Consider the following 6177-nt stretch of genomic DNA (forward strand, 5'->3'; position numbering starts at 1 on the left):
AGGGCGCACCGCGACCGGCACGGGCGCGGTCTGCGTGGGCGGCTGGTGCCGGCGACTGTGCCGTTGGCGCGCACCAAGGCGGAGATCTTCGACGACCTGGTGCTGGACACCGTCGAGACGCTGGAGCGTCGCTTCGCCAAGGAACTCGCCGGGGTGGAGTTCGCCGTCGAGGACGTCCCGCCGGATCTCAACGTCTATGACACCGACGTGCTGGAGGACGGCGAGGTGCCGTTGGCCCGGCTGCTGCCGGGTCGGCCGGGACGTCAGGAGGTGCCACCTCGCATCGTGCTGTACCGCCGCCCGCTGGAGTTCCGGGCCATGGACCGCGAGGATCTCGCCGACCTGGTGCACGACGTGATCATCGAGCAGGTGGCGAACCTGCTCGGCGTCGACCCGGACGAGTTGGCCTGACCCGGCCGCCGTGACCCCCCACGGCACATCGTCACCCCCGGGGCGGGACGTCCCCCGACCGTCCCTTCCCGACGACTCAGGCTGCTCGCCGCTTGAGCTTGCGCCGCTCACGCTCGGAGAGCCCACCCCAGATCCCGAACCGCTCGTCGTGGCCGAGAGCGTATTCGAGGCATTCGGTCTTGACCTCGCACCGCGAGCAGATGCGCTTCGCTTCGCGGGTCGAGCCGCCCTTCTCGGGAAAGAACGCCTCCGGGTCGGTCTGCGAGCACAGCGCTCGCTCCTGCCACTCCGGCGCGTTTCCGAGCAGGTCGGCCGCCTCGAGCTGGCCGTCCATCAATTGCCTCCTTGTCGCGCACCGGCGCCATCGCCGCTGCAACCCCCCACGCGAAAGGCGTGCTTGTCCGTCCGGTCCCGTTATGATGCGGTTCGTGCGAACAACCCCATTCAAATTACACGCGTGTAATGCGTGCGGCGTCAAGCCAAACTTGATAATGGAGTCGCCCTCCCGACACGCACCCGGTCTCGCCCTGCCCTATCGATTCAGACCCCGGCCGAGTAACGCCCTCTCCGGCGAGTTGCCCGAGTTTTCTCCCGTGGCGCACGGCCCGGGACAGCGGTGATCACACCCCGCGCCGGCCTCCGGAAGGCCACCCGACAAGATCGGTTGATCTTGACCCGCAAGATTAGCCCGACTTCGTCGGGACCGCCCGTCCACCGGGCATACGACGACCGCGCCCCGTCCACATCGTGGACGGGGCGCGGTCGTGAGACAGTCGGCGCGGTCAGTCGGAAGTCGCGGAAAGGCTGGTGGGCCACGTGAATTCGGAGACCACACCACCGGCCACCCGGACCGTTCCGGCGGGCGTATCGTCGTCCCACCAGACGGTATAGGTACCTGCCGGCAGGTCCGGGTAGACCGCACTGTGGAAGGTACCGTCCAGGACCTGCCGCTCGCGTACGGCGGAGTGGGTCCGCGGCTCGTCGTCGTGGTCCGGGCGGCTGACCTCGATTTCCCGACCGAGCAGGTGACGTCCGGTGTGCACGATCAGGGCACCGGTCTCCCCGCCCAGGTCAAGCACAACAGTCGCGCTCCCCGTCGGACCGTATGTGTGCACATGCCCGCTCATGCCGACCCTCCGCTACGCTCCGCGCCGGCACGAGGGCCGACCGCACCGATGATTCGCTCGCTCATGCCGTCCTCCACTGCGCTCCGCGCCGGCACACCCCTGAATCGATGACTCGCTCGCTCCGCTCGCTCATGCCGCCGCTCCCGGGTTGTTGAAGCCGTCGTAGGGCGTACCGAGGAAGGGGAAGTTGCGCAGGAACGGCGCGGTCACGTCGGCGGCGCTCAACCCCGGGGTGACCGCGGCGGCCGCCTCGTCCGGCTGGAACTTCCGGTCCACCAGCGGCACCGTCAGACCCGCGATGGCCCGCAGCGCGATCGTCACCACGTCGTCGGTGACCCGCCGACCGTTCGGGAAACCGGCCAGGTCACCGGCGAGTACGCCGATGGCGTTCGGGCGGCGGGCCGGCGGGATCGCGGTGTTCAGGCGCAGCATGTCGGCCTGCACGTCGCCGGTGGCGTTGGTGAAGCCGTCGATCAGTCCCTCCGGGACACCGGTGAGCAGGATCGCGACCAGGTCCGCCCGCGCCTTCTCGGACTTGTTCAGCTTCTCCAGGTTGGGGAAGACGCCCGGGTAGAGCACCGGCAGCAGGGCGGCCAACTCGGGTCGCTCGACGAACTTCGCGAACCGCTTGTCCTCCGACGGCGGCAGGGTGTTCCACAGGTCCTTCTGTGCCATCGGCACGATGACCTCGTTGAACAGTGGGTTGCCCAACCTGGACACCTGGGTGAACGGCCCGGTGCTCGTGTCGGCGGCCACCCTGTCGCCGAGCACCCGCACCTGGCGGCGGGACGCCGAGGTCCAGACGCCGATCACCGAGGCGGGTTCCTGCCAGTGATACCGGTTCGCCTTGCGGCGCGCCCGGTCCAGCGGCACCTGAAGGGCGATGCTGTGCACGTTGAGCCGGTCGGTGGTGTTCACCGGCGTGCCGGGCTCCCGGAAGATCTTCTTGCCGGCCACGTGCAACTGCTGGAACGGGCGCAGCGTACCGAGGTCGAAGATCGCCCCGAGGTCGACGAAGAAGCCGTCGGCGCGCTGCCCGGCGAAGACCTTCTCGCCGGTGGAGAGCGAGAAGGTGGCCTGGCGGACCAACTCGCCGTACTTCGGGGTGGAAAGCGGGCCGACGTTGCACGGCGGGCAGGGCAGCTTGCGCGCCAGCCGCTCTTCCCGTCCACCGGCGATCCGGGTCAGGCTGTAGAACTGCCGTCGGTTCCAGTTCTCGCTGTCCAGGGAATCGATCGGCCCGGTGTTGTAGAGAAAACTATTCGGGTTCGTGATTTCGGTGGTGAATTCGAAACGGTAGGTGACGTCCGGCTGCCCGTCACCGTTGTTGTCGATGTGGATCTCGTAGCGCACGTCGTCGCCGAACTCGAAGAAGTTCGGGCCGCCCGAGGGCAGTTGCAACGGTACGTAGTTGGCGATCAGCGTCACCGTGTCCGGACGGTCCGGCGTGACGAAGGCGTACAGGTCCGACGAATCGGCGACCGGGTCCTTGGCGATCTCCGGCGCTTCGCGGTGTGACGACATGACGAACCCACCTCACGGGGCAAAAGTGTGCATTGGACGGACGGCCGGGCGCCGAGAGCCCGCGCCGGACCGGAGTACGCGGCCGCCCGTACGGCGGCGGCGGGTGACCGCTCAGCGCCGGTGACGGGCGCCGCGGTCGGCAACGCCCGGCGTGGCGGGCGGAGGTCGGGTGGGCACGGTCAGCGCCGGGCGGCGGCCTTGCGCAGCCGGTCCGCCAGACCACGGTCCCGCACCTCGATGCGGGACTGGCCCACGAAGACGTCCATCGTGCCGGAGCGGGCGTCGCGCAGGTGCACCACGATCGTCTCGTCCGCGCCGGCCGCGACCCCCTTGTCGTCGTCCCCGGCGGCCGAGAGGCCCGGCACCGCCAGGGCGGCGGCGCCGAGCGTGGCGCTGGCCGCAGCCGTCAACGTCTGCCGGCGGGTCAGTCGCGGCCACTGCCGCGTCCGCCTTCTCTCAGTGATCATGGCCAACCTTTCCGGCGGCGCGCAGGCGCCCGCAAGGACGGACGGGGGTCGCCGCACGGACCGCGAAGGCCCCCGAATCTCGGGTGCCGGCGGCGGTCCTCGCCGATCCCGCCGCCGGCATCGACAGGTACGGCCGGGGACGCGCGAAGGTTCGACGCTAGGCGCTGAGGTGACCGTACGAAGTCGTACGCCTACGCGCCGGACGACCGGCCGCCGTCGCGATCGCCCGTAGCTGCTCCTCGGTCCGCGCGGAACCGTTGCCCGAACCGGCCATCCGCGAGATGGTCTCCTCCATCAACGTGCCGCCCAGGTCGTTGCAGCCGCTGCGGAGCATCTCGACCGTGCCCTCGTCGCCCAGCTTCACCCAGGAGCACTGGATGTTGTCGATCCGACCGTGCAGGAGCACCCGGGCCATCGCGTGCACCACCCGGTTCTCCCGCCAGGTCGGCCCCGGCCGGGCGATGCCGGCCAGGTAGATCGGGGCGTTGGTGTGCACGAAGGGCAGCGCCACGAACTCGGTGAACCCGCCGGTGCGGTCCTGCACACCGGCCAGCACCCGGAAGTGCGCCAGCCACTGCCCGGGATGGTCCACGTGGCCGTACATCATCGTGGAGCTGGACCGGAGGCCCAGCTCGTGGGCGGTGCTGACCACCTCGACCCAGGCGGCGGTCGGCAGTTTGCCCTTGGTCAGCACCCAGCGCACCTCGTCGTCGAGGATCTCCGCCGCCGTCCCGGGGATGGTGTCCAGCCCCGCCTCGCGCAACCCGGTCAGCCACTCCTTCACCGACACCCCGGCCTTCGCGGCGGCGGTGGCGATCTCCATCGGGGAGAAGGCGTGCACGTGCATCCGGGGCACCCGCGCCTTGATCGCGCGGACCAGGTCGGCATAGACGGTGACCGGCAACTTCGGGTCGATACCGCCCTGGATGCAGACCTCGCCGGCACCGGCGTCCCAGGCCTCCTGTGCCCGGTCGGCGACCTGCTCCACCGACAGGCGGTACGCGTCGGCGTCCCGCTCCCGCTGCGCGAAGGCACAGAACCGGCAACCCACGTAGCAGACGTTGCTGAAGTTGATGTTGCGGTTGACGACGTACGTGACGTCGTCGCCGACCGTGTCCCGGCGCAGGTCGTCGGCGCGGCGGCAGAGTTCGTCCAGGGCCGGGCCGTCCGCGCCGAACAGCGCCATCGCGGCGTCGGCGTGCCGGGGTTCGAGTAGCGCCGCCGGGTTGTCGGCGGCCAGCCGCAGCCCCGCCCGCAGGTCGGCGTCACCGGCACCGGCGGCGACCGACCGACCGGCCGGACCGGCGGGCGGTACGGCGACCTTGGCCGCCACCTCCGACCAGTCCCCGTAGACGTGGTCGAAGTCGCCCCGCCGGTCCTCGGTCCGTCCCGTGCGGTCGATGTCGACGTGCAGGTCGGTCCGCCCGCCGAAGGTCTCGTCCGGCTCCTGCCAGGGACGGCCGACCGGCCGGGCCGACTCCACGGCGAGCCCGGTCGCCGGCTCGGCCAACGCGGTGACGTGCGGCAGCAGGCGCGGATCCAGCCACGGCTCACCGGCCCGGACGTACTCCGGGTAGACGGTCAGCCGCTCGCGCAGCGTGAACCCGGCGGCGGCGGTACGCGCCGCCAACTCGTCGAGCTGCGGCCACGGGCGTTCCGGGTTGACGTGGTCCGGGGTCACCGGCGAGACGCCGCCCCAGTCGTCGATGCCGGCCCGCAGCAACAGGTCGTACTCGCCGGCGATGAGGTTCGGCGGCGCCTGGATGCGGGCCTTCGGGCCGAGCAACAGCCGGGCCACCGCGACGGTGGCCGCCAGGTCGTGCAGTTCCGCGTCCGGCATGCCGCGCATCGCGGTGTCCGGCTTGGCGCGGAAGTTCTGCACGATCACCTCCTGGAGGTGGCCGTACTCCCGGTGCGCCCGCCGGATGGCGAAGATCGCGTCCACCCGTTCGGCGGGCGTCTCGCCGATGCCGATCAGGATGCCGGTGGTGAAGGGGACGCCGACCCGACCGGCGTCGTCGAGCACCCGCAACCGGACCGCCGGTTCCTTGTCGGGCGAGCCGTAGTGCGGGCCGCCCGGCTCCGACCAGAGCCGCGTCGCGGTGGTCTCCAGCATCATCCCCATGCTGGGCGCGACCGGCTTGAGCCGTTGCAACTCCGACCAGGAGAGCACGCCCGGATTCAGGTGCGGCAGCAGGCCGGTCTCCTCCAGCACCGCCACCGCGCAGGCCCGCACGTAGTCCAGCGTGGATTCGTAACCCCGCTCGTCCAGCCACTGCCGGGCCGCCGGCCAGCGCTCCTCCGGCCGGTCGCCGAGGGTGAACAGCGCCTCCTTGCAGCCCTGGGCCGCACCGGCGCGGGCGATGGCGAGCACCTCGTCGCGGTCGAGGAACGCCGCCGGCAGCCTGTGCGGCACCGTGGCGAAGGTGCAGTAGTGGCAGCGGTCCCGGCAGAGCCGGGTCAACGGCACGAAGACCTTCTTCGAGTACGTGACCACACCCGGCCGCCCGGCGTCCCGCAGGCCGGCGTCGCGGATCGCGCCGGCGACGTCGAGCAGTTCGGTGAGGGCGGTGCCGCGCGCACTCAGCAGTGCGGACGCCTCGTCGACGTCGAGCGCCCGGCCGGCGGCGGCCCGACGCAGGGCCCGG

At 71.1% G+C, this 6177-nt stretch carries 6 protein-coding genes; 1 reads left to right on the forward strand and 5 read right to left on the reverse strand.

The features are described from left to right. On the forward strand, nucleotides 1-411 hold a 411-nt coding region (locus tag EYA84_RS24115), incomplete at its 5' end, for a metallopeptidase family protein (RefSeq protein ID WP_131055610.1). Between the two features lie 76 nt (nucleotides 412-487). Here the strand turns inward: EYA84_RS24115 and EYA84_RS24120 are convergent. From EYA84_RS24120 to EYA84_RS24140, 5 genes are all read right to left on the reverse strand, one after another. Beyond that, the gene (locus EYA84_RS24120; protein WP_013731688.1) at nucleotides 488-745 is read right to left on the reverse strand and encodes a WhiB family transcriptional regulator; all 258 of its coding nucleotides are present in this window, start codon (nucleotides 743-745) and stop codon (nucleotides 488-490) included. A 448-nt stretch (nucleotides 746-1193) separates the two neighbouring features. Beyond that, complete coding sequence (locus EYA84_RS24125) at nucleotides 1194-1538, reverse strand: phospholipase (protein ID WP_131055612.1); 345 nt, start codon at nucleotides 1536-1538, stop codon at nucleotides 1194-1196. A gap of 129 nt (nucleotides 1539-1667) precedes the next feature. Next, complete coding sequence (locus tag EYA84_RS24130; protein ID WP_131055614.1) at nucleotides 1668-3062, reverse strand: DUF4331 domain-containing protein; 1395 nt, start codon at nucleotides 3060-3062, stop codon at nucleotides 1668-1670. Nucleotides 3063-3241: 179 nt separating this feature from the next. Beyond that, nucleotides 3242-3529, reverse strand: a complete 288-nt coding sequence (locus EYA84_RS24135) for a hypothetical protein (protein ID WP_131055616.1) — start codon at nucleotides 3527-3529, stop codon at nucleotides 3242-3244. 157 nt (nucleotides 3530-3686) lie between these two features. Then, nucleotides 3687-6177 (reverse strand): bifunctional FO biosynthesis protein CofGH (locus tag EYA84_RS24140; RefSeq protein ID WP_131055618.1); only part of this gene is annotated, 2491 nt, incomplete at its 5' end.

Source organism: Verrucosispora sp. SN26_14.1 (assembly GCF_004307965.1).
Classification (GTDB): Bacteria; Actinomycetota; Actinomycetes; order Mycobacteriales; family Micromonosporaceae; genus Micromonospora.